Origin of the sequence: Enhygromyxa salina (genome assembly GCF_002994615.1) — a bacterium.
Classification (GTDB): Bacteria; Myxococcota_A; Polyangia; order Nannocystales; family Nannocystaceae; genus Plesiocystis; species Plesiocystis salina_A.
The window spans coordinates 1-1,115 of record NZ_PVNK01000034.1; the positions used below are offsets into that span (position 1 = coordinate 1).

At 68.3% G+C, this 1,115-nt stretch carries 1 protein-coding gene; it reads left to right on the forward strand.

Annotation, left to right across the window (positions count from 1 at the left end; genetic code table 11):
* Window positions 1–658: tetratricopeptide repeat protein (locus ENSA5_RS03385; RefSeq protein WP_219906723.1), on the forward strand; the 658-nt coding region annotated here is incomplete at its 5' end.
* Window positions 659–1,115: the final 457 nt, after the last annotated feature.

Consider the following 1,115-nt stretch of genomic DNA (forward strand, 5'->3'; position numbering starts at 1 on the left):
GGTCGTGGGGCGGGCGTGGGGGAGTGAGGCCGTGCGCTCGGCGGTGGCGCCGATCTCTGCGCGGGTGCTCGGGTTTTGGCTGGTGTTTTGGCTGGTGTTGGGTGCGCTGTTGCCGCTGTTCTTTGGGGTGTCGGTGCTGGCGCAGGCTGGGCACATCGGTGGGCTGGTGGTTGGCTGCGTCGTCGGCTGGGGGATGTCTCGGCGGCCGGAACAGCGTTTTTCTCGGTATGCGAGCGGCGCTGTCACGATCGTCGGTCTGCTCGGGCTGGGGGTGGCGTCAATCGCGCCGACGTGGCGGCCGAACTATGACCTCTTCGTTGGCGTGGAGTTGCTCGACTCGGGGCACCCGGACCAGGCGATCGAGTACCTCGAGCGGGTCCTGGCGGAGGATCCGGAGGACCCATCGCGGGCAAACAACATCGCGTACAGCTTGGCGGAGGCGGGGGTGGAGCTGGAGCGCGCCGAGGAGCTGGTGCGTGGGGCGCTCGAGGTCGATCCGGATCCGAACTTCCTCGACACGCTGGGGTGGATCCAGTGCAAGCGGGGGCAGGTGCAGGAGGGGGAGTTCAACCTGCGGCTGGCGAATGCGCTGGCGGAGGAGGAGATCCCTGATGTGACGGAGCACCTCGAGGGCTGCGCGGAGGCTGGGGGGCGGTAGTGTTCCACGTGGAACAGCTGGCTGCTCGCTTCTGGTAGCTTGGGGGGCTCACGGTCGTTGTTGAGGCGGAGTCGAGGGCATCGGGGAGCGCGCACGGGCAGCAGGAGGTCCGGTCGAGGACCGTCGCCTCGCCATCTGGAGTGCAGAGGGCTCTTGGTGCTGGGGCGGGGTTGTGGTCGGCGGCGCTTCGATGGTGCTTTTCGGGCGGCGATAGTCCTCGACCGGACCTCCTGCGGCCTTTTCGTGCGCTCATCGTGCCGCGGAAGATTGGCCCGCGGTTGGCTGGTCGGGGTCGTTGTTGAGGCGGAGTCGAGGGCATCGGGGAGGGCGCACGGGCAGCAGGAGGTCCGGTCGAGGACCGTCGCCTCGCCATCTGGAGTGCAGAAGGCTCTTGGTGCTGTGGCGGGGTTGTGGTCGGCGGCGCTTCGATGGTGCTTTTCGGGCGGCGATAGTCCTC